Annotated in this window: 22 protein-coding genes and 1 pseudogene; 9 read left to right on the forward strand and 14 right to left on the reverse strand. The window is 65.0% G+C overall.

From position 1 onward, the window contains the following. The first annotated feature begins 43 nt into the window (after positions 1-43). Together GH664_RS09365 and arfB are read left to right on the forward strand one after the other, a co-directional pair. Complete coding sequence (locus GH664_RS09365) at positions 44-253, forward strand: hypothetical protein (protein WP_194270376.1); 210 nt, start codon at positions 44-46, stop codon at positions 251-253. Between the two features lie 298 nt (positions 254-551). Then, positions 552-956 carry an alternative ribosome rescue aminoacyl-tRNA hydrolase ArfB gene (gene arfB / locus GH664_RS09370; RefSeq protein ID WP_153167872.1) on the forward strand — a complete coding sequence of 135 codons (405 nt, stop codon included), beginning with the start codon at positions 552-554 and terminating at the stop codon, positions 954-956. Positions 957-993: 37 nt separating this feature from the next. On the opposite strand, the gene GH664_RS09375 is transcribed toward arfB, so the two are convergent. After that, the gene (locus tag GH664_RS09375; RefSeq protein ID WP_153167873.1) at positions 994-1359 is read right to left on the reverse strand and encodes a hypothetical protein; all 366 of its coding nucleotides are present in this window, start codon (positions 1357-1359) and stop codon (positions 994-996) included. 105 nt (positions 1360-1464) lie between these two features. Between GH664_RS09375 and GH664_RS09380 the strand changes: the two genes are divergently transcribed. Together GH664_RS09380 and GH664_RS09385 are read left to right on the forward strand one after the other, a co-directional pair. Continuing rightward, positions 1465-1941 carry a helix-turn-helix domain-containing protein gene (locus GH664_RS09380; protein ID WP_153167874.1) on the forward strand — a complete coding sequence of 159 codons (477 nt, stop codon included), beginning with the start codon at positions 1465-1467 and terminating at the stop codon, positions 1939-1941. Beyond that, positions 1938-4442, forward strand: a complete 2505-nt coding sequence (locus tag GH664_RS09385) for a VIT and VWA domain-containing protein (RefSeq protein WP_194270369.1) — start codon at positions 1938-1940, stop codon at positions 4440-4442. Before GH664_RS09380 ends, GH664_RS09385 begins: the two co-directional genes overlap by 4 nt. Before the next feature lie 48 nt (positions 4443-4490). Here the strand turns inward: GH664_RS09385 and antB are convergent, their stop codons facing one another. The 9 genes from antB to GH664_RS09430 form a co-directional block, all read right to left on the reverse strand. Next, positions 4491-4991, reverse strand: a complete 501-nt coding sequence (gene antB / locus GH664_RS09390) for an anthranilate 1,2-dioxygenase small subunit (protein ID WP_153167875.1) — start codon at positions 4989-4991, stop codon at positions 4491-4493. A gap of 4 nt (positions 4992-4995) precedes the next feature. Then, complete coding sequence (antA, locus tag GH664_RS09395) at positions 4996-6384, reverse strand: anthranilate 1,2-dioxygenase large subunit (protein WP_153167876.1); 1389 nt, start codon at positions 6382-6384, stop codon at positions 4996-4998. 115 nt (positions 6385-6499) lie between these two features. Then, on the reverse strand, positions 6500-8407 hold the full coding sequence (locus tag GH664_RS09400; RefSeq protein WP_153167877.1) for an AMP-binding protein: 1908 nt from the start codon (positions 8405-8407) through the stop codon (positions 6500-6502). Positions 8408-8473: 66 nt separating this feature from the next. Next, positions 8474-9481, reverse strand: a complete 1008-nt coding sequence (locus tag GH664_RS09405) for an NADPH:quinone oxidoreductase family protein (RefSeq protein ID WP_153167878.1) — start codon at positions 9479-9481, stop codon at positions 8474-8476. Positions 9482-9630: 149 nt separating this feature from the next. After that, entirely contained in the window at positions 9631-10776 is a 1146-nt protein-coding gene (locus GH664_RS09410; RefSeq protein WP_153167879.1) for an ABC transporter substrate-binding protein, read from the reverse strand. 67 nt (positions 10777-10843) lie between these two features. Further along, on the reverse strand, positions 10844-11392 hold the full coding sequence (locus GH664_RS09415) for a flavin reductase family protein (RefSeq protein WP_153167880.1): 549 nt from the start codon (positions 11390-11392) through the stop codon (positions 10844-10846). A 42-nt stretch (positions 11393-11434) separates the two neighbouring features. Continuing rightward, positions 11435-12694, reverse strand: coding sequence for an acyl-CoA dehydrogenase family protein (locus GH664_RS09420; protein WP_228111450.1), 1260 nt, complete (start codon positions 12692-12694; stop codon positions 11435-11437). A gap of 9 nt (positions 12695-12703) precedes the next feature. Then, positions 12704-13495 carry an alpha/beta fold hydrolase gene (locus GH664_RS09425; RefSeq protein WP_153167881.1) on the reverse strand — a complete coding sequence of 264 codons (792 nt, stop codon included), beginning with the start codon at positions 13493-13495 and terminating at the stop codon, positions 12704-12706. Beyond that, positions 13492-14532, reverse strand: coding sequence for a peptidase M29 (locus GH664_RS09430; RefSeq protein ID WP_194270371.1), 1041 nt, complete (start codon positions 14530-14532; stop codon positions 13492-13494). Before GH664_RS09430 ends, GH664_RS09425 begins: the two co-directional genes overlap by 4 nt. Before the next feature lie 154 nt (positions 14533-14686). On the opposite strand from GH664_RS09430, the gene GH664_RS09435 reads away from it, so the two are divergent. The 4 genes from GH664_RS09435 to GH664_RS09450 all read left to right on the forward strand — a co-directional run bounded on the left by GH664_RS09435 (position 14687) and on the right by GH664_RS09450 (position 17733). Next, positions 14687-15340 (forward strand): glutathione S-transferase family protein, encoded by a 654-nt coding sequence (locus GH664_RS09435; RefSeq protein ID WP_153167882.1) that lies wholly within the window; start codon positions 14687-14689, stop codon positions 15338-15340. 57 nt (positions 15341-15397) lie between these two features. Continuing rightward, positions 15398-16009 carry a TetR/AcrR family transcriptional regulator gene (locus tag GH664_RS09440; RefSeq protein ID WP_153167883.1) on the forward strand — a complete coding sequence of 204 codons (612 nt, stop codon included), beginning with the start codon at positions 15398-15400 and terminating at the stop codon, positions 16007-16009. Positions 16010-16548: 539 nt separating this feature from the next. After that, positions 16549-16836 (forward strand): DNA-binding transcriptional regulator, encoded by a 288-nt coding sequence (locus GH664_RS09445; RefSeq protein WP_194270372.1) that lies wholly within the window; start codon positions 16549-16551, stop codon positions 16834-16836. Between the two features lie 99 nt (positions 16837-16935). Continuing rightward, positions 16936-17733: an endonuclease gene (locus GH664_RS09450; RefSeq protein WP_153167884.1), complete on the forward strand. Its 798-nt coding sequence runs from the start codon at positions 16936-16938 to the stop codon at positions 17731-17733. Positions 17734-17737: 4 nt separating this feature from the next. Here GH664_RS09450 and GH664_RS09455 read toward each other — a convergent pair whose 3' ends face one another. From GH664_RS09455 to GH664_RS09465, 3 genes and pseudogenes are all read right to left on the reverse strand, one after another. After that, complete coding sequence (locus tag GH664_RS09455; RefSeq protein WP_256219464.1) at positions 17738-18697, reverse strand: 3'-5' exonuclease; 960 nt, start codon at positions 18695-18697, stop codon at positions 17738-17740. Positions 18698-18740: 43 nt separating this feature from the next. Further along, the gene (locus GH664_RS09460; protein WP_228111459.1) at positions 18741-18902 is read right to left on the reverse strand and encodes a hypothetical protein; all 162 of its coding nucleotides are present in this window, start codon (positions 18900-18902) and stop codon (positions 18741-18743) included. Positions 18903-18969: 67 nt separating this feature from the next. Next, positions 18970-19299, reverse strand: a pseudogene (locus tag GH664_RS09465) (HU family DNA-binding protein); the annotation flags it as partial. A 281-nt stretch (positions 19300-19580) separates the two neighbouring features. Between GH664_RS09465 and GH664_RS09470 the strand changes: the two are divergent. Next, the gene (locus tag GH664_RS09470; RefSeq protein WP_153167885.1) at positions 19581-20051 is read left to right on the forward strand and encodes a polymorphic toxin type 4 domain-containing protein; all 471 of its coding nucleotides are present in this window, start codon (positions 19581-19583) and stop codon (positions 20049-20051) included. Positions 20052-20086: 35 nt separating this feature from the next. On the opposite strand, the gene GH664_RS09475 is transcribed toward GH664_RS09470, so the two are convergent. Beyond that, the gene (locus tag GH664_RS09475; RefSeq protein WP_157748705.1) at positions 20087-20236 is read right to left on the reverse strand and encodes a hypothetical protein; all 150 of its coding nucleotides are present in this window, start codon (positions 20234-20236) and stop codon (positions 20087-20089) included. Positions 20237-20284 lie beyond the last annotated feature (48 nt).

Below are 20284 nucleotides of genomic sequence, written 5' to 3' on the forward strand. Positions count from 1 at the left end.
TCTTTTAGCGGCATTTGGCCGCATGCTTCGGTATCATGCCGCCATGGCGAACGCCCCTGTTTCCACCCCTGACGAAGTCATTGCCCTGCGGGCGAAGGTGGCCCAGGTGTCGATCAAGCCGAAAGGCATCAGCAAGAAGAAGCGCACGATCTGGGTGCCCGAGTTCCGGCATTACACCGAGGTGCAGGGGCGGTTCACGGATCTGCTGCCGGTGAAGGAAGGCGACGTCGGGGCGGGCGGCACGCTGCACTGAGGCAGCCGGGGAGGGCGGGCGCATGTGCGGTCGTTACGCCCTCTACGATCCGGTCCCGCACCTGCGTGAGGCCTTCGACGTGCATGCCGTTCCAGCGATTCGATCCAGGTGGCGGCGGCCTGGTGCAGCGCGGGGGTGAGGAGGGGTAGGGGCATGGCGTCACCGATGACGAATGTGACGCAGCGCGCTGTGGGTGGCGGTAAAGGTACTTTCATTCATTGTGCCTGTCGCAGTTCGGAATCATGATGTTCCGGACCTACAGTGCCTGCATTTCGTATGACCTAATCCTGCCCGAGCGATGACCACCCGCTTCACCCTTTCTCCTGACGAAATCGAGATCACCGCGATCCGGGCCCAGGGTGCGGGCGGTCAGAACGTCAACAAGGTGTCGAACGCGGTGCATCTGCGATTCGACATCGTGGCATCGAGCCTGCCCGAGGACATCCGCGCGCGACTGCTGGCCCTGCACGACCATCGGATCAGCACGGACGGCGTGGTGATCATCAAGGCGCAGAAGTTTCGCAGCCTGGAGAAGAACCGCGCCGAGGCGCTGCGCCGGCTGGAAGAGCTGATCGAGGGTGTCGCGGCGCCCCCGAAAGCGCGTCGCGCGACCCGGCCAAGCCGCGCGTCGGTCACCCGCAGGCTGGAGGGAAAAGCGCGGCGGGCGTCGATCAAGGCCGCGCGCGGCAAGGTCAGCGACTGATCGGCTTGTCCCGTCGAGGGTCAGTGAGCGTCCCGCATCACTCGGCGTCCAGCAGGCGCGCGCATTCGTCCATCATCGAGCGCGCCAGCTCCGAGTCGTAGTTCGGATCGAGCGCTTCCATCATCTCGTGCGTGGTGTAGAGGCCGGCTTCCCGTGACAGCGAGCCGGCGATCTGGCGCGCCAGGCCGTCGCTGAGCGCGGAGAGCTGGCGACGCTCCGCCAGTGGTAGTGCGCGCTCGCTGCGCCCGAGCCAGTCGGCGATGAAACTCGCGCCCTGGGCCTCGGTGAGCCACTGGCCATGCTCGTAGTGGATCGACAGGCGCTCGGCAGTGAGCGCGAAGATCAGCGCGGCGCGCGTTCCCCGGCTGTCGGCGGGCGGTGTCGGGCGGGGGTGTGGGGACATCGTGCAACGGCCAGGTTAGGTCAGGAGACGGCCGGATGCTATCAGCCCTCTGCTGATTTTAAAGGACAGTTGTGCTGTTCAAATAAAAGTGGCTCAATAGGCGCCATGAACACCGACGCTTCTCCAAGCTATCCGTTGGCCGAGCTGGCCGTGCTCGCGGACCTGCCGCCCCGCACGGTGCGTTACTACGTGCAGATCGGCCTGGTCGACCGCCCCGAGGGCGAGACCCGGGCGGCCCGCTACGGCGCGCGGCATCTCGAGCAACTGCTGCAGATCCGCAAATGGACCGCTGCCGGCGTCTCCCTTGAGCGCATCCGCGAGTTGCTCCACGGTGCGCCGCCGCCGGTACCCCCTCGCGAACGCGCCATCGGCAGCGTGTCGGTGTGCAGCCATCTGACCGTAGCGGACGGCATCGAGGTGGTGATCGATCCGCAGCGGGCGGGGCTCAGTCCCGAGGCGGTGCGGCAGTTCATCCAGGGCGTGATGACGGCCTTCAAGGCGGCGCAGGGCGAAGAACACGGTGCCTCGCAGGAGGATCCGGCGAACACGAACAAGAACGAACGACAGGCGAGAGAATCATGATGAAGCAGCAATCGGCACGGCTCGAGACGCGTGCGGGTGAGGCACTGACGCTCAAGGGCGTGCGCTTTGAAGGAAGCTTGCGCGGCACGCTTTTCGATGCGAGCCTCGAGCAGCGCTTTGCGAACCCCTTCGACCGCCATGTCGAGCTCGTCTACACCTTCCCACTGCCTTGGGCGGCCGTGCTGCTCGGGGTCGAGGTCCAGATCGGCGATCGCCACCTGTCCGGCGCGGTGGTCGAGAAGAAGCAGGCCGAGCAGGGCTATGAGGACGCGCTCGCCGAAGGCAACACTGCCATCCTGCTCGAGCAGAATTCTGATTCCAGCTACACGCTGAACCTCGGCAACCTCGCACCCGGAGAGACCTGCGTGGTGCGGGTTCGTTATGCCCAGGTACTCCAGTTCGAGCAGCATGGCCTGCGCCTGGTGGTGCCCACGGTGATCGCCCCGCGTTATGGCGATCCGGTGGGCGATGCCGGCTTGAGGCCGCACCAGGTGGTCGAGCATGACCTGATGGTTGTGTATCCGTTCGAACTCACCCTGCGCGTCGAGGGCGCCCTCGCACGCGCCCGCATCGGCTCGCCGAGCCATCCGCTGTCGATGCGCCTCGAAGGCGAGGGCGGCGCGACGGCAATGGTGGTGTCGCTTGCGCGCGGTGGCTGTCTCGATCGCGACTTCATCCTCGTACTGGATGAGGTTGCACAGGATTCGCTCGCCCTGTGCGCGCAGGACACGCAGCACCCGGGTGGGGTCAGCGTGCTGGCGAGCTTCAGCCCGCGCGTGCCGGCGTCGGCTCATCCGCTCGCGGTGAAGATCCTCGTGGATTGCTCCGGCTCGATGCAGGGCGACAGCATTGCCGGCGCGCGTCGCGCGCTGCAGGCCATCGTCGCCGGTCTGCGCGAGGGTGAGCGGTTCTCGCTGTCACGCTTCGGCGATACCGTCGAGCACCGCTCGCGCGCCCTGTGGCGCACGAGCCCCGCCACCCGGTTGGCCGGGCAGCGGTGGGCGGCACAGTTGCAAGCCGACCTGGGCGGCACCGAGATGGAAAAGGCGCTGGATTCCACGCTGGCCCTCGCGGGCGAGGTAGCGGCAAACCTTGGTGCTGAGGAGGGGGCTGCGCCGGTCGATCTGCTGCTCATCACCGATGGCCAGATCCACGCCATCGAGCGCACGGTGGAGAAGGCGCGCGCGCTGGGCCACCGGGTCTTCGTGGTCGGTATCGGCAGCGCACCGGCCGAGGGCGTGCTGCGCCGCCTGGCCGAGGAGACCGGCGGGGCGTGCGATTTCGTCGCACCGGGAGAGGCCGTGGAACCGGCTGTCCTGCGCATGTTTGCGCGCCTGCGCTCGCAGCGCATGGCGTCGCTGGAGCTTGCGTGGCCGGCCGGTGCGAAGCCTGTGTGGATGAGCGCGCTACCCGGCTCGGTGTTCGACGGCGACGCGGTGACGGTGTGGGCACGCTTCGCGCAAGCACCGGAGGGCACGGTGAGACTGGTGGGCAGGCGGGCGCACAGTCCAGCGAGCGAGCGGCTGGGTGAGACCGCCTTGACGGTTTCTCGGAACGACGTTGTGCTCAACCGTATGGCGGTGGCGGCGCAGGTCGAGGACCTGCTTGAAACCGAGGGGATGGCGTCGCCTCAGGCACTCGAACTTGCAGTCGGCCAGCAACTGATTACACCGCTCACCAACTTCCTGCTCGTCGAGGCGCGTGCCGAAGCCGACAAGCCAGCGGACATGCCCGACCTCGTGAAGGTACCCGCGATGCTGCCCGCCGGCTTTGGCGGGCTCGGCAGTCTCGATTTCTGCATCGAGCCCAACATGGCGCCGCTCACCTTGAAGGAGGCGTCGGAGCACATTGGCTCACCAGTTGCGGTAAGCGGTGCGTGTTTTGACTTCGATAACACCTTCGCTGCGCCCGTGGTGCTTCGTTCGCGTCGACGTGCGGATCGCGGCGATTCGCCCAACAAGGCTGGGACCTATGACATCCCGGCTTTCCTGCGCCGAGGCTCCAACCAGGATGCCTGGCAGCCACCCCGGGACGATCCGCGTTACTGGTGTGCGGAGCCGCACTACACTGGTCTGACCCCGCTGGGCCTGACACAGTGGCTGCGCAGTCACCCGCAGGCCGAATGGCCGCAAGGTTATGCCGAGTTGCGCCGAATCGGTGTCGGTGCGGCGGTGCTTGACTGGCTGGAGTTCGTCCTGGCTGAAGGGGAGGGCGAGGCCCTGGTGGTCGCCTGCTTCGTCCAGGAGATGGCGCAACGTGATCTTCACGAAGCGCTGCTGTCGGACACCGGCACGCTTGGCCGAGTCAAGGCCTTGGTGCAACGTGTGGCACCGGGTGCTGCGCCGAAGCTCATGCAGGATGATCCTGCGGCTGCGTCGATCGTTGCTCGCTTGCAGGTGTTTGCAAGCACGCTCCGGGCAGAGCAATGGCCCGACTGCGTGTTTGACCTTCGGGACGAGGCGACGGCGCTTGGTTGCCGGCGGCGCTGGAGGTCGCCTTGAGGCGCTACTTGGCAGCGGTGGCCGACACCGCATGGAGCGTGCCTACGGTCAGAGGTGGTAAAAGTCGAGTACCGCGTTGATCGTGTCGTTGAGCAGCACGACGTGCTTGCGCGCGATCTTCCAGCTCTCACCTACGGGCTTGAGGTGGTAGGTCGCGTAGCCGAAAAATAGTCCTGCCACGGCGAAGCGATAATGATGCGTCGCCCAGTTGACCTTGACCTCGAGCTCACCATTCGAGCCTCCTGGCAACTCGGCGATACGCACGTTGCTGATCTGGTGCAAGGTGCGCGGCATCGGTGTGGAGGCCGCGGACTTCCCGGTGCGGATGCGGTAAACACGATCCTCGAGCCCCGAGCGGTTCGCGTAGTAGATCAGCGACATGCTGCGCTTGGGATCGGCGGTGTACGTGTGCTCCGACTCCCATTGCGGCACGTGAAACTCGCTCTCCTCGTCGAACATCTCGAGGTATTCGTCCCAGGCCTGGTTGTCGCACAGCTCTGCGTTGCGATAGAGGAACTGCTCGACGGCATGTTGAAGGTTGGGGTTCATCTGCTTACTCCTTGTTCGCCATCTGCAGTTTGTTGTTGATGCCCTTCAGCAGGAACTTCTGCCAGGCGCCATGCTGGTTCACATACAAGCCTTCCTGGGTGAATTCGGTGCCGGTCAACACCGGCCGTATTCCGACCGCCTTGCTGTTGGCGGACTCTCCTTCGATCCACTTGTCGTGACCGCGAGAAATGTCGCTCCAGCGCTCGAGTCGGGCTTCGAACCCCCGCTGCGCCTCCCGGAATTCCACCAGATCGTCCGGCGTCCCCATGCCCGACACGTTGAAGAAGTCCTCGAACTGGCGGATGCGGCTTTCGCGATCCTTGTCCGACTCACCCTTGACGCCGATGCAGTAGCTGTGGATCTCGGTCTTGTTCCAGGCGACCGGCCGGATCACGCGCAGTTGCGAGCTGATCTGGTCCATGAAGAACAGGCTCGGGTAGATGTTGAGGTTGCGCAGGCGATGCATCATCCACTCCGCCTTGGCCTGGCCGTACTCCTCGACCAGTCGCGGCATGATCGTCGCGTAGCCGGGACGCACACTCGGATTCGGCATATCGCTGAACAACAGGCTGTGGCCATTGCGGAACGAGAAGAAACCGTCATCCGTCTCGGCGTCGCCGGCGCCGAGCTTGCTGTAGTCGAGCGTTCCCTCGACCTTCCCGCCCTTCTCCGCATTCACCTCGTGCCGGTGCTTGACCGTGGCTACGTAGTTGAAGTGCACGGTGCTGACGTGATAGCCGTCCAGGCCGTTCTCGCACTGCAGCTTCCAGTTGCCGTCGAAGGTGTATTGCGAACGGCCGGGCAGCACTTCGAGTTCGCCCGTGGGCGACTGCGCGACCATCATGTCGAAGAAGACCTTCGCGTCCCCCAGGAAGTCTTCGAGACTATCGGTTCCGTCCACATCCAGGCTGATGAAGACGAAGCCCTTGTAGCTTTCGATGCGCGCCTTCTTCAGGCTGTGCTTATCCAGATCGAAATCGGCGGCGTACTCGGATGGCGCCTTCACCTTCACCAGACGGCCGTCGGTCTTGTACGTCCACGCATGGAACGGACAGGCAAAGGCCGTCGCCTTGCCCTTGCAGACGCGCGTCAGCGTCGCGCCGCGGTGCTGACACGCGTTGACCAGCGCATTGAGCTTGCCACCGGCGTCACGGGTGATGATCATCGGCTGTCGGCCAGCGCGCATCGTCACGAAATCGTTCGGATTGGGGATTTCGCTCTCATGGCAAGCGTAGATCCAGTTCTTCTCGAAGATCATCTCCATCTCGAGGTCGAACAGTTCGGGCTCGGTGAACATGTCGCGTGCGATGCGATAAACCCCATCCGCCGGGCGGAAATCTAAGCAGCCTTTGACGAAATCACGCCACTCGGCGTAGGTGCGCTGGGTGTTCATGTTGCTCCCTCGTGTTGGGGTTGATATCGGAGAAATATGCGCCGCTGGCTATTTACTGGCAGTTGCCGAAGCCGCGTCTTCGGCATTAAAGGTCAACGCCTATCGAGCTAAATAGTCACTCGAACAAAAGGCAGTCGGGCGGGCAGTCGTTCACCGTCGCGGCGTACAAGCGGCGCACCGAATCAGCACGGTTGATGAGTACGCCGCGTTGGTTGATGTGTCCCTTGTCGGTGATCTCTCCCGCGTCGATGCAGGGCGGGCGGTCAAGGATCAGGGCGCGCGCGATGCGTGTGCTGCTGGCGCGGTAGGCGTCGTTGTGCGAGCGCAGCGCGTCGGCAAGGGTCTGCTTGACCAGTGGATGCGTGGCGAGTTCGGTGGCGGTGAGTCCTTCCAGACCGGGCAGGCGCTTGCGTAGCTGGTCGACATTGGGGAACAGCAGTGCGCCGAGTTCATCGGCGTCGTGGCCTGTGCACACAAGGTCGGTGAGCCACGGGTGGGTGTGGGCGAGCACATGGCCGCGCACATGGGCCACCGACACCCAGGTGCCGGTCGTCAGCTTGAAGTTCTCGGCGATGCGCCCGGCGTACTGCAGGCCGTGACGCGGCTCGTCGGGGGTGATGAAGGTGACGGCATCGCCAGTCTTCAGGTAACCCTCCTCGTCGAAGGCGTCGCGGTTGGCTTGGTCGTCGCCGAAGTAGCCGGTGGTGATGTTCTGGCCGCGGAAGCGGATTTCCATGCGGTTGCCGACCGGCACCAACTTGGCTTCGACGCCGGGCGCGGGCAGGCCGATGGTGCCGATGACCTGTGGTGGCCACCAGGTCAGCGTCGCCGGGGTGGTGGTTTCGGTGGAGCCGAGCGAGGACAGCACCGGGATGCGGCGGCCGGTGGCGCGGGCGCTGAATTCCTCGAGCTTGAGCCAGGTGTTGGGCGGCAGCGAGGCGCCGCCATAGACGATGACGTCGAGGTTGGGAAAGATCGCGTCGGCGATGCTCGGATCCTCTTCCATGCGCGCGACCAGCATCTCCAGGCCGCGTGGCACATTGACCATGATGCTGGGCTGGAAGCGGCACAGGTTGGCGATCGTGCGGTCGACCAGTTCGGGTACCGGTTTGCCGTCGTCGATGTACAGCGTGCCGCCGTGCCGCAGCACCATGTTGAACGAGCCGTTGGCGCCGGCGGTGTGGTTCCACGGCAGCCAGTCGACCAGCACCAGCGGGCGCTTGCCGAGGAAGGGCCAGCATTGGTCCCACAGCGTGCCGGAGGCGATCATGTTGCGCTGGGTGACGGTCACGGCCTTGGGTGCCCCGGTGGAGCCGGACGTGAGCAACAGGCGGCCGATGCTGTCGAGGCCGATCTTCGCCACAGCTTCGTCGACCGCGGCGCTCGGTGTGGTACGCAGGATGTCCGCGAAAAGGTCGTCTACCGGGATGCCGGCGTCCGGCGCGGCCTCGTCGCTCAGCACGCGGGCGCCCGACAACGACTTCACACTTGCGAGCGCTTTCGCGTAGCGCTTCGCACTCCCTGCATAGACGAGCGCCGGCGCAAAGCGGCGGCTGAGGTCGGCGATCTTGCTGCCGCTCTGCGACACCAGGCTGTAGGCAGGCGACACCGCGAGCACCGGGATGCCGATCTGCATCGCGCCCAGTTGCAGCAGCGCGTGGTGGATGCTGTTCTCGCTCAGCACGAAGATTGGGCGGTCGGTGGGGATGTCGCGGTCGAGTAACCATTGCGACACCGCGTTCGTCGCCGCCAGCGCCTCGCGGTAGGTGATCTGGCGCCAGTTGCCGGTGCCGTCGGGTTCGGCGAGGAAGACAGTGTCGGGCCGCTCGGCGGCATGCAGGCGCAGATAGTCGCCCAGCTGGCGCACGGCCATTGGCGCCAGGGGCTGCAGGTTGCGGATCAGCACGGCGCCGTCGGCGCGCTCCGTGACTTCGATATCGACCGGGCCGAAGCGGACGTCGCGGAACGGCGCGCTCGGACGTCCAGCTTCGAAGGCGGTGTGGGATGCGGCGAGAGTCGTCATGGCATCTGTCCTGTCTGACGTGAAGTCGCGATGGGATGGAGCTAGGTGGGTGGGTTGCAGACGCGTTCAACGGCCGAAATCGAGCAGCACTTTGGCGCCACGCGGGGCCGAAAAGCGTTGCCAGGCATCGGCGAAAGCGCGCGCCGGCGTTGCCTCCCAGGCGTTCGGCGTCAGGACGCCCTCAGCCAGCAGGTCGAACACGCGCGCCAGCTGAGTGGTGAATTGCGCTTCCTCGTTAGCCAGCAGGCCGCCGCAATACACGCCGACCAGCGAGGCGCCCTTCAGCAGCAGCAGGTTCATCGGCACCGACGGGATGGCGCCGGCGGCGAAGCCGATCACCAGCAGGCGCCCGCGCCACGCCAGCGCGCGCACCGCCGGCTCGGTGTAGAGGTCGCCGACCGGGTCGACAACGATGTCGGCGCCGCGCGGGCCGAGCAACTCCTTGAGGCCCTGGCGTAGCGCGGCGGATTCGACCGTGACGGTGCGGTCGTGCGTGTGGTCGCGCAGCGACAGTCGGCCTTCGGCTGCGCGCTCGACGCTGTATAGCTGGGCGCCAAGATGAGCTGCGAGTTGCATTGCTGCCCGGCCCACCGCGCCGCTGGCGCCGAGTACCAACACGCGCTCGCCGGCCTTCAGCGCGGCGCGGTCGACCAGGCCGTGGTAGGCGGTCAGGTGTGAGTTGATGGAGGCGACCGCGTCCTGCGGCGATAGACCCGGCGGCAGCAGGATTACGCGGCGGGCTGGGGCGACCAGCTGCGACGCATAGGCGCCGACCACGCCGCTTGAGACGACGACATCGCCCGGCTTCAGGTGTGTGACGCCCGCACCCACTGCGTGCACCGTGCCGGCCGCATCGAGACCGGGGACGAAAGGCAGGGACGGTCGATCCTGATAGCGTCCCTGCATCATCAGGTGATCGGTGAAATTCAGCGCTGCGCAGTTCACGTCGATCACGACCTCACCCGCCGCTGGGGTGTTCGGCCGCGCCCATGGTTCGACAGCGATCTGCGGCGGGTTGCCGTACGCGCGGCAGACGAGGGCATAGGTCGGGGAGGGCGGAGGAGTTGCGGACATGGAACGACGCTCCGGGCAAGGTGGCGGACGCAGGGCATGCGTGCCGTACCGACGAAGGTAAGGGCGTGGATGGAAATCGTGCGGTGGCCACCCCGGGCCGCACGCTGCAGCCCCGGGTGGCCAGGATCACTTCGGCGGGGGTCGGCGCGTCAGCGCACGAGTGTCCAGCCGCCGTTCTTCACCGTGATCAGCTCGCGGCCACGTTCGTCAAAGCCGCTGTGGTCGGCCGGCGTCATGTTGAACACGCCCTGCGTGCCCACCAGCTCCTTGGTCTGCTCGAGCGCGTCGCGCAGCGCGGTGCGGAACTCCGGCGTGCCCGGCTTGCCCTTCGCTGCGGCCAGCGGCACCGCTTGCTTGAGTAGAAGTCCGGCGTCGTAGATGTTGGCACCGAAGGTGGCCGGCTTGGTGCCGTGCAGCTTCTCGTAGGCGGCGATGTACTCGCCGGCGAGCTTCTTCGACGGATTGCTGTCGTCGATCTCGGGCAGTACCAGCATCAGGCTGGCGGCGAGGATGGTGCCCTCGACTTTCTTGCCACCCAGTTTCAGGAAGTCGGGTAGCGCGGCACCATGGGTCTGGTAAAACTGACCCTTGTAGCCCTGATCGACGAGTGTGATCTGCGGCAGCACCGACGCGCCGCCTGGTGCAGCGACGAGTACGGCGTCCGGGCGCGCTGAATAGATCTTCAGCGCCTGGCCGGTCACCGAGTTGTCCGAGCGCAGAAAGCGTTCGTTGGCAACGATTTTGATGCCGGCCTGCTCTGCCATCGGCGAGAAAACCTTGTACCAGGTCTCGCCGTAGGGGTCGCCCGTGCCGATGAAGCCCACCGTCTTGATGCCGGCCTTGCGCATCTGCCCGATCAGCGCGCGGGCAATCAAGTCGTCGTTCTGCGGCGTCTTGAACACCCACTTCTTCTTCTCGTCCATCGGCAGCACCACCGCATTGGTGCCCACAGGCGCCAGCAGTGGCACGCCAGCCGAGGCGATGAAGTCGAGCACCGCGATCGCATTGGGCGAGCCCGAGGGTCCGATGATCGCATCGACGTTCTGTTCGGAAATGAGCTTCTTCACCGCGGTGACTGAGGCGGTCGGGTCACTGCCATCATCGAGCGCAATGTATTCGACGCTCATGTCGCCGATCCTGGTCGGTAACAGGGGCACAGTGTTCTTCTGGGGAATGCCGACCAGCGCGGTTGGGCCAGTGGCCGACGACACGACGCCGATCTTGACTTGCGCGTGTGCGGTCGTCACCAGCAAGGCGCCGAACATCAGGGCGGATGCGATCTTCTTCAACAGCATGTTTGTCTCCGTTTTGATGTGGTTGTGGTGTGCAAACTGTCGAGGCGGGGTGATGCGTTGTTGCGGGTCAGGTTAGGCGCTGTGCAGCGGCGTCATGGCTGCGCGCTACCGCATATCCTCCATTCCAGTAGGCCAGCGGCGCGCCGTCACGGTGGCAAAAATGGTCAACGAGTCCGAGCACGATTTCGTGATCGCCGGCACTCACAAGCGAGTCGAGCGAACACTCGAAGCTGGCGATCGTGTCTTCGAGAACAGGGAGGCCCGCCGCAGACCGGTGGTAGCACACACCGTCAAACCTGTCAGCCAATGGGCGTGCCATCTGCTGTGCGATCTCGCGCTGGTGTTCGGCCAGCACATTCACGACGAAGCGCTGAGCAGTGCCAAAGATGGCATGGGCTTTGGAGCCGCGAATCACGTTCCACGACACCATTGGAGGCTGCATCGAGACGCTGGCGAAAGAGTTCACCGTGAGCCCGTAAGGTACGCCATCCTCGTCCACCGTCGTGATCACGGCGACGCCGGTGGGATAGCGGCCGAAGGCCCGGCGAAGTTCCGGTTTGGGAGCGTCCGCCGTGGGTATGGCGGGCGGCGGAGCAGATAGGACGGTTTCGGACATGTTGGACCTCCACTGTGTTTCGGGATCGACCTTCGGGCCCTCTCAGTCGTCGCGCTCGCCTTCCTCGTACAGCACGCCGTGGCCTATGCGGTCGAGACAGATTTCCGCTGTCCAGGGCAGCATGAGCGAGCCGCAGCGGCTGTCGCGGAACATGCGTTCGAGCGGAAAATTCTTCAGCATCGCCTGTCCGCCACACACCTTGACCGCGGCCGAACAGATCTCGGCGCTGTATTCCATGATCGTGTACTGGCAGGCGTAGGCGCGCATGCGCTCGGTGCGCGATGGGTTGCGCTTGAACTCCGAGGTGACGCGGTGGAACAAGGCCCAGGCCTGCTGCAGCTTGACGTACATCTCGGCGACACCGAATTGCTTCGTCGGATACATGCGGCGCTTCACATTAACGTCCGACACTTCGGCGCGCAGATAGGCGACGGCGAAGTCGTACGCCGCCTGCGCCAGGCCCATGTAGCAGGGGGTGAGCGTCATGAACATGTGCGGGTACTGGCTGGCGGCCTGGATGTAGACGCCCTGCGGCATCAGCTGCGCGGTGTCGGGCACCACCACGTTCTTCAGCAGCAGCGTGCGCGACACGGTGCCACGCATGCCCAATGGATCCCAGTCGCCCACGACCGACACACCGGGAGCATTGGCTGGCACCGCCATGAACATGGTGTGGGCGCGGGTCGGCTCGGCGACGTCCTCGGTACACAGCACGCCGTAGTAGTCGGCGTGGCCGGACAGCGATGCGAAGATCTTCTTGCCGTTGAGCACCCAGCCGTCGGCGGTCTTGTGCGCGCTGGTGCCGAAGGGGTGCTTGCCGGCGGCGGCGCCGCTGCCCTCGGAGAAGGGCTGGGCGTAGATCTTGCCGGCGAGCATGTGGCCGTAGTGCAACGCGCGGTTGTGCTCGTGGCTTTCCCGCTGCTCGGGCGTCAGCTCCAGCGCGTCCACCATGTCGGCGGTCCACAGCGCGTTGGCGTTGTGCATGTTGAAGGTGTTTGCAGTGGTGCTGCAATAGTACGAGATGCGCGATGCGACCAGCGCGTAGGTGCGGTAGTCGGCACCGATCCCCCCCAGGCGCTTGGGTACGCACAGGCCGAGGAAGCCCATCTCCTTGAGGTCTTCGTAGTTCGCGGTTGGGAAGCTGGCTTCGCGGTCGTGCTTGAACGCACGCTCGGCCCAGGCCACGCCGTACTGGTCGACCCTCGCGAGCAGCTCGCGCTGCAGATCGGTGAGCGGCGCGCCGTCGAACATCGTGTTGGCGTCGGCCGACTTGGCGTACTTGATCAGGTAGCTGCTGTCCATGCGGGTCTCCTACTTGTCCTGTTCGGCCGCGGCGAGGAAGGCTGCGACGGTGTGGTTGAAGCGGTCCGGCGATTCGATATTCGCCATGTGGTTGATGTGTGCGAATTCGTGCAACTCGACCTGCCTCAGGTGCTCGGCCATGCGACGCATGGCCTTCACTGGCGCCTGCTGGTCGAGCTCGCCCGCCATCAGCAGGGTCGGCACAGCGATGTCGGACAGCGCGGCCTTGCGATCGAAGGTGGTAAGCAGGCGCATGTAGTGCAGGTACTGCGACTTGACGACGCCGTCGGCCGAAAGCTCAGCGAGCCTGAACATTTGCGGGCGGGTGTCGGCGCCGACGAACTTGCGCAGCAACTCCGGCGCCGCGTCACCGAAACGGGCGACGTTTGCCAGCGGCTCGGCCCGCAAACGAACGAATTCCTGCTGCCACGTCAGGTCCGGATTGCCGAAACCAGCGGTGGTGGCCGACAGGATCAGGCTCGCGACGCGCTGCGGATGACGGTGGATGTACTCCTGCGCCACCATGCCGCCGATTGAATGGCCGAGCAGATGCATGCGCTCGATGCGCAGTGCCACACGCATCGCTTCCAGCGCGTCTGCCAGGTCCGCCCAGTCGATGTCGGCCGCGGCTGGCGAGTGGCCGTAGCCGGGCATGGTCCAAGCCACCGTCAGGCGTTCACGGCCGAAATGTTCGAGCTGCGGCAGCCAGATGCTGGCGGTGGAGCCCATACCGTGCAGCAGCACCAGAGGCGTTCCGCCGTGACCGCTGGCGAGCCAGGAAGGAACCAAGGCGGCGCTCATTCGAATACGGGACAGAGCTGGCCACGATCGACGATCTGCACGCCGTCCAACGACACGCTGCAGTTGCGCAAGGGCAGGTCGAAATGGCCCAGGCTGTGGCGGCCGGCGTTGTCGTTGGCGCCGGTGGAGTACAAGAAGTTGCCGGCGAAGGCGCGCAGCTCGGTGCCGTTGGTGTCGGCCTTGTCGAACATCTGCAGCGCATCCCAGCGCGCGCCGGGGTTCATGCCCCAGCCGACGTGGCTGACGGCGTAGGCATCGGGGTCGTTCCACGCCGCCATATAGCTGCGCATCAGTTCGGCGTCGAGGCTGCGGCCCTCGATCTTGCGCACGTAGTCGTCCTCGATGCGCAGCGTCACCGGGCTTTCCAGATAGCGCTTGAAGGTCAGGTTCACGTCGCCGGTGTCGAGCACCAGCGTGCCGTTGACCGAGCCCTTCGCCGGAAAGGCGAGGCAGATACCGCCCGGCCAGTGCTGCACCAGGCCTGGACGGTCGGCCCCGCCCCACACGCCGGCCGGCTTGGCACCGGTCAGCACGATGCGAAGATCGGTGCCGGCCTCCGAGGTGACGTGCATTTCGCTCGCCTTGGCCAGCATGCGTACGCCGTTCTTGATCGACTTCGTCAGGTCCGCGTCGGTGGTCAGGCGCTCGAGGATCTCGGGATGCTCGTTGCTGATCATCATCACGCGCGCGCCGCTCGCGAGGATTTCGCCGAGTTCGGGGGCGTGGAGCAGGCCTTCCACCGTCAGGTCGACCACCAGACCTTCGCCCGACAGCGCCTGCATCACCGGACGCATTTGCTGGATCACGTGCGAGGCGCCGGTCGAGCGCACCGGAACCGGCGTCGTCACCGGTAGCGAGGGCACGCCAATATGGACCGGGATCGCGCCCATCCGCGCAAGCGCCAGTTCGGCCAGCTTCAGATTGATCTGTCGGCTGTCCGTCTCGGAGAGGATGCGGACGACCTCGCCCGGCTCGACCTTGCAGCGGCGAAAGATCGTCTCAAAAGTACGGATCCACTTTTCCTGGATTTGAATCACGTCTCCGGCTCCTCGTGTTCAATAGTTCCGGTTTCATCCGATTGATAAACCGTCTTGTGGGTCGAACTATTGGAGAATTTTTGATATAAGTCAACTCGCGAGTCGATTTATTTCCGGCGGCCGTTCGTCGGAACGCGTGGAAAGGGATGAGGTCATGGATCAGCTACTGCAACTGCACGGAACCCCGCTCAGCAACTACTACAACAAGGTCAAGATCGCGTTGCTCGAGATGGGCTTTGCGTTCACCGAGCACGCTCACCTACCCAACAGCGGCAGCTGGCCAGGGTCCGGCTCCCCGAGTGGAAAGATCCCTTTCCTCGTGACCACGGAGGGCCCGATCCACGAATCCCAGGCCATCCTTGAGTACCTTGAGGACGTCCGCCCCGGTGTCAGCCTGTATCCCGACGATGCCTACAGGCGTGCGCGTTGTCGGGAGTTGATCCAGTACCTCGAGCTGTATGTCGAGGCGCCGGCGCGCGCGCTCTATCCCGCGGCGTTCTGGGGCAAGGAGCTAGCATGCGAAACCGTGGAACGGGCCGTTGAAACCATCGCCTCAGGCATCTCCACGCTGGCGCGTTGCGCGCAGTTCGAGCCGCATCTGTGCGGCGAGTCATTCACTCACGCGGACAGCGTCGCCTGGGTGCACCTGAACACCGTGGCCATGGCCCTCAAGCGCGTTACCGGTGCGAACCCGATACCCGCATGGCTGCCGGCGGTGCCAGGCTATCTCGAGCGCCTGGCTGAGAGACCGTCAATCCGGCACGTGGAGGACGATCGACGTGCGGCGGCGCGCGCGTCGCGCGGATGAGGCGGCCTCGCTTACCATGCACCAACCCGCGCATGATCAACTCCACCCGAAACCTCTATGGCCCGCACTCGCGCACCTGACTTCGAAGACCGCCAGCGACAGATCCTCCGTGCTGCGGCAGTGCTGTTTGCCGAGCACGGTTACAACGAGACCTTACTCGACGACATCGCCGAGCGCTGCGGGACCAAGAAGTCGTCCCTCTACCACTACTACCCGTCGAAGGATGCGATCCTCCATGAGCTGATCGCATGGAAGATTTCTGACCTCACCGCCAAGGTCGAGGCAGCGGTCGAACCGATGGCATCGCCACGTGCGCGACTTGACGCGCTGGCGACGACGCTCGTCGAGGAGTACATCCGTACGCCGCAGGAAATCACCGTGCTGCTCACCCAGACGCGGCATCTCAGCGTCGTTGCGCTGCGTGACACGGCTGCAATCCAGAACCGGATCATCGATCTCGTCGTCGGGTTGTTGTCCGAATTGCGGCCGGAGTTGACGATCCCGCGACGAAAATCCACTGTGGTAGCGATGTTGTTTTTCGGGATGACTAACTGGATCCACGTCTGGTACAAGCCAGCGGGATCGATTGGCCCGGCGGAATTGGCGAGCATGATCGTCAACGTATTCCTTGACGGATTCGTCAATCAGCCGGCGTCGTTGTTGGGGTGAGCTGCTTCGTCTGCGCGCATGGCAGCCCCGTCCGCCTTTAGGCGGCGACGAAGCTGGCCCCGCTGTACCCAAGCAAGGGCACAGCGCGGATTACGTTGCCGCCGAATTGCAGGGGCCCACGTGCAATCATGTCATCGAGCAGCGAAGGCAGTCTTTATCCCTGAGGCGGGCTCGCCCTGTCGGCCAGATGCACGTAATACAACCCTGAGGGCACGTCAGGTCAGGTGCGGTCGAGCGAAGGCCACCTTACGCTGCACTGCCATCGTCCTAACCCTGAACGACAGGTCACCGACACATTGTCGCCCGAATGTGCACGGTGGGTCGGCGTCAGCTAAGGCCGAGATTCAGTCTCATGCCACCGACAACAGGCGGCACCTCGGCCTTATGTGGAGCTCCACATAAGGCCGATCAGCAGAAATTGATTTCGGCGTAACTGTCGAACTCGGGAGGCCCCGTGCGTGAAGGCGGTAGGCGCCGATGGGCTGCGGCGATGGAACCGAGTGCTGTAGGATATGCGTTTTCCATTTTCCGGGGAGACGATGAAGCTGCATGTCTACACCGGTGCCGAAGTGAAGGCACGTCGCAAGGCACTGGGCCTGGTTCAGGCCGATTTCTGGGGACTGTTCGGTGCCACCCAGAGCGCCGGTAGCCGCTACGAGTCCGAAGGTGGTAGGGAGATTCCCGAACCGATCCAGATCCTGCTGAACATTACACTTGCCAGTGACGCTAAGGCGAGCACGATCGTGCAGTCACTGCGGACGCTGGGTAAGCCGCCGAAACAGGACAGCAAGCCCAAGGTGCCGCTCGGGTTCGGCCGGCTGCCGTGACCAATCACCCGTGACGGGCCTTGGCCGCCCGTCGCAATCCTTCCCCTTCCAAGTTCCTCATCCCCACGACCTGTACAACCGGCAGGCCGATTCGTGTTCATGCGCGCCATCCTCTTGTTGGTCAGCCTCATGCTGGCCGGCTGCAATGCGGCCTTCATCCACGACCCCGTTGTCGATCAGAGGTCATCGAGACCGTCCCCGCTGCCGGCGCCGACGGCCGACGTACCCTTCTATCTCGTCACCGGCAAAACGACGGTCGGCCACCGCAGCTTCGCCAACGCCAAGAAGGTGCTTCCGTACGTCTTCGCGGGGATGGAGCAGGATTTCTACTGCGGCTGTAGCTACGTGGGGACGGCCGTCGATTTTGCGAGCTGTGGCTACGTTCCCCGCAGGAACCTGACGCGGGCCAGTCGCATCGAGTGGGAACATGTGGTGCCGGCCTGGACGATCGGACACCAGCGGCAGTGCTGGCAGGACGGCGGACGGCAGCGCTGCACCGAAATGGATCCGGTGTTCCAGATCGCCGAGGGCGACCTCAACAACCTGGTGCCCGCCGTGGGCGAAGTAAACGCCGACCGCAGCAACTTTGCGTACAGCATGTGGGAACGAGACCCGGCGCCGATGTACGGCGCCTGTCCCACGGTGGTCGACTTCAAGCTGAAGCGGGTCCAGCCGCGAGAAGGTGTCCGGGGCCGGGCTGCGCGAATCACGCTCTACATGTATCAGACATACGGTCTGCACCTCAGCGATCAGGACAGGAAGTTGATGTGCGCCTGGGCCAGGCGCTATCCCATCGATGACTGGGAGCGCGAGCGCAACCGGCGGATCGTGCGCTGGCAGGGCCGGGGCAATCCGTTTGTGACCGACGCCACCCAGCTCAAGCGCAGCTGCGGTTGAAGGCTCAGGCGGCGGGGCCGACCGGCATTTTCTCGCGCGACAGGTAGCGGTCCGTGTAGCGCTCGCGGCCGGTGACCGTGTCGACCGTCACCTGTGCGGCGCGCGGATAGATGTCGCGGCCCAGCATGGCCAGTTCGCCCGCCAGATCCTCCACGCCCGCCTTGTACCAGGCCTTGATGGGCTTTTGCGGACTGGTGCCGTCACTCCAGGAATACCCCTTGTCCATCTTCAGCCGATCCTTCATCTCGAAGGGTGCGTGCTCGGCCCACACGCAGTAGGTCCGGCGGCCGCTGCGCTCGAGGATGTGCGAGAGGATCGTGCGCGCCTCGGGCCCCGATCGGGTCAGCAGATACAGCAGCACTTCCGCGTCCACGAGCGCCCGGTGCGCGCCATAGAACACGCTGCCGAGCCGGTAGGCGAGCCATTCGAGTTTCGTCGAACCGGTCATCATGGCCTGCCAGGGTGCTTCACGCTGTGAGCACGCCCACCACTTGTTCATGAATGAGGGGAACCGCGCTTCCAGAAACCCCCGGTCGAACGGCGCATTGTGGGCGATCACCAGGTGGGCGCGTGCGATCGCCGCCTCGACACGCACCGCATCGAACACCTGCCCGGCGACGTCCGCATCGCGAATCCCGGTGAGTTCGGTGATGTTCGCCGGAATCGGCCGGCCCGGATCCTCAAAGCCGCTGTAACGCTCCAGAACGCGATGCACGAGGCCGGTTCGGGGATGGAACTCGGCCAGCACATACCCGAGGTCGATGATCCGGTCGTCGTCCTTGCTCAGACCCGTGGTCTCCGTGTCCACCACCATCGCGACGCGCAACTGTTGCGGATCCACGCCCTCGAGCGGGGCGTAGCACGGAGCGGGCTCGAAGCGTCGCAGTACCTTGAAATCGCCTGTCGCTTCGAGTTGCCGGGCCAGGTCCGCGTAGTCGGCCGTGGGTCGGCTCCCGGCAGGCACTGAGGTTTCCCCGGCGTTCACAGGCCTCGTGGTCGGGCTCATCTCATCCTTCCGCGCAGTCGGCGGCGGTGAGCCGCCAGGCGATCCCGAGGCCGAGGCCGAGGAGTACCTTGGATGCCGCGAAGCTCGCGGACGCCGCGAAACGCGCTCGACGGGCGTCCACGGTGTCGTCCGGCGCAACCCTGGTGACGTGTGGTCGGGACACGGCGTTCAACGCCTTCCCGCAATGCCTTGTCCGGCTTGAAGTGTGGCCGCCATTTCGCCGGGACCGACGCCGCTGCTCCCGTTCTGGGATTGCGCCCCGATCTGGCGGGCCCGCGACTGACACTGAAGCTGCCGAATCCCCGAATCCCCGAATCCCCGAATCCCCGAATCTCGACCCTGCCGCCGGCGGCCAGCGCCGTCTGCAGGGCATCGAGCAGAATACCGACGCCTCGAAGGCCTTCTTCCCGGTCAGTTGGGGGAAGCGCTCGGCAAGGCGATCGTGCAGTTCCGATTTGAGCATGACCGGATTCTACCCAAGCGCTGCGCCGTGCCCCGCATTGATCGGATCGCGCACAGGTTTGCCCCACCACCGCCGAGTCAAGAGCGTGGGCCGGCATCAGGCGTTCGTGGTGCGATCGGGGTCATGGGCCCCGAGTCGCGGTACGGCCACTGTCACCGGCGAGGCGTCTTTGTCACCTGTATAGGGTGGCAAGGTGCTGCAGAACCTTCGGCTTGAAGCAGAGCGCCACACCGCATTCCATAATGATGATGGATGCAATCGGCTTCGACGCCTATGACACCCTGCAGCGGTCCGCGCGCTGGCGTTAGCTGACCCGTCATCATCCACTGCGCCGGCGCGGTTGGCGAACCGAAGGCCCCGACGCGAAAGGAGGAACTCATGCAGTTTGCTGAACGCACGTTTCGTGATGCACTTGGGGCCATCGTGATTCAGAGTCGCCTGCGGCCCGGTGTCACCCGCCAGGACTTCGAAAAGCAGATGTTTCCAGGTCTGGAAGTCGGCCTGCCCGGGTGGCAACGAGCCCATAGCCAAGGCGCAGGCACGGGCTTCGAAAGCCCGAACGCGATCAGGTATGCGCCGGAGGCCGTCAATCAGCAGTATCAGCGCCTGGGCATTGAGCGCCACGTCCGTGAATTGCTCGCCCACAAACCGCCTGGCGTCGAGCTTTGGCTGACCACCGCGACGACAACGCATCCACGCACGCTTCGGCTCAAGGAGATTCAGTACCGGGTGGATGCCGTGCAGGGCACCCAGTCCCGCAGGCTCTTCGAAGCGAGCATTGCCGTTTCGGACAGTCGGGACAGTCCCCGCGTCACCGTGCAGGCGACCCCCTTCGGCACGTTCTCGTGATTGGAGACCGTCGCTCGGGCGCCAGTTTGGCGACCTCAAGCGCCGGCACCGACGTCGTCGGGATCGTCCCGGACGAGGCCTCGAGCCTTGGCCCGTCGGTCTCCCCGCGGCTCGAGTCGCACGACGAACGGGCGCTGCAATGCCGCGACATGGCGCGGGAAACGCGCGCCGAGCGGGGTGGTCATGCCAGCGTCCGTCCGTCTGACGTCACCGCCTCTTCCGCCACGCCCCGG

It is taken from the genome of Thauera sp. 2A1, from assembly GCF_009469595.2.
Taxonomy (GTDB): Bacteria; Pseudomonadota; Gammaproteobacteria; order Burkholderiales; family Rhodocyclaceae; genus Thauera.